The 997-nt window shown below is 77.3% G+C and carries 1 protein-coding gene; it reads left to right on the top strand.

From position 1 onward, the window contains the following. Positions 1-997: MFS transporter (locus DY240_RS22545; RefSeq protein ID WP_158602962.1), on the top strand; the 997-nt coding region annotated here is incomplete at both ends.

Genomic DNA, 997 nt, shown 5'->3' with positions numbered 1-997 from the left:
GCTGCTCGCCGCCGCCACCGCGGTCGGCAGCATCGGCCTGGCCGCCGGCGGGCTCGCCGGGCCGCTGCTGGCCACCGACCTGACGGGGGACCCGGCGACGGCCGGACTGCCCATCGGCGTGCACGTCGCCGGCTCCGCCGTCGGAGCCGTGCTCGTCTCGCACGTCAGCGCCCGTGCCGGACGGCCCGCCGGGCTCGCCCTCGGCTACCTCGTCGGCGCCGCCGGCGCCGTGATCATCGTGGCGGCGGCCGCCTGGGCCGGGCTCGGGCTGCTGCTGGCCGGCAGCGCGGTCTTCGGCGTCGGCAACGCGCCGGTGTTCCTGGCCCGCTACGCGGCGGCCGAGGCGGGCGGGCCGGCCACCCGGGGACGGGCGCTGGGCATCCTGCTGTTCGCCGTCGCCGCCGGAGCGGTCGCCGGCCCGAACCTGCTGGCGTCCGGCGGCCGGCTCGCGACCTCCGCCGGGCTGCCGCCGCTGACCGGCCTGTACCTCATCGCCGTCGCCGCCTTCCTGGCCGCCGCCGCCCTCCTCGCCCGCCTCTCGTTGATCTTGGAGAAGTTCAGCCATCTATCGGACATTTCGCCCGGCAATAGGCGAACAACTCCAAGATCAACGGAGGTGCCGGTGCGGGCCGTGCTGCTGCTGGCCGTCACCAACCTGGTGATGGTCGGGGTCATGGCGGTGGCGCCCGTGCACCTCGCCGCGCACGGTCACGGGCCGGCGCTGGTCGGCGGCATCGTCAGCGTGCACGTGCTGTGCATGTTCGTCCCGTCCGTCGTGTCCGGCCCGCTGCTGGACCGCGCCGGTCCGGCCGTCGTCACGACCGCCGCCGCGCTGCTGCTGGCGGCGTCGGGCGCCGTGGCCGCCATCGGCGCGGACGACGCCGTCACGCTGCTCGTCGCGCTGGCCCTGCTCGGCCTGGGCTGGAACGCCGGCGTGCTGGCCGGGAGCGCCCTGCTGACCGCGCGCGTGCCGCCGGAGGGCCGGCTGCGGGCCGAG

Origin of the sequence: Jiangella rhizosphaerae (assembly GCF_003579925.1) — a bacterium.
Lineage (GTDB): Bacteria > Actinomycetota > Actinomycetes > Jiangellales > Jiangellaceae > Jiangella > Jiangella rhizosphaerae.
Note: the sequence above shows the minus strand (reverse complement) of the source record. Positions and strands in the feature narration are given on the sequence as shown.